The organism is Acidovorax facilis (assembly GCF_023913775.1).
Classification (GTDB): domain Bacteria; phylum Pseudomonadota; class Gammaproteobacteria; order Burkholderiales; family Burkholderiaceae_C; genus Acidovorax; species Acidovorax facilis.
Map to the genome: position 1 here is coordinate 1 of NZ_JAMXAX010000378.1, position 255 is coordinate 255.

1 protein-coding gene is annotated in these 255 nt (G+C 57.6%); it reads right to left on the reverse strand.

Features of this window, described 5'->3' with window-relative positions:
• On the reverse strand, nucleotides 1-255 hold a 255-nt coding region (locus tag NFX52_RS31550; RefSeq protein WP_252636046.1), incomplete at both ends, for a DDE-type integrase/transposase/recombinase.

The window sequence follows — 255 nt, forward strand, 5'->3', positions numbered from 1 at the left end:
CCTCCGCGATCGGAATGAACTACCGGCCTAGCGGTGGTTTCTGCCACTGTCTCGATAGCAGCATCCAGCATGGTGTTGACCAGTTCAGCGTCCGGGCTCGTGCCAATGGTCCAGCTCACCACCATCCTGTCGAAGCAATCGATGATCGGTGACAGGTACACCTTGCCCGCAGGGATCTGGAACTCTGTGATGTCGGTCAGCCATTTCTCGTTGGGGGCTGCAGCCTGGAAGTCACGGTTGATGATGTTCTCGGGT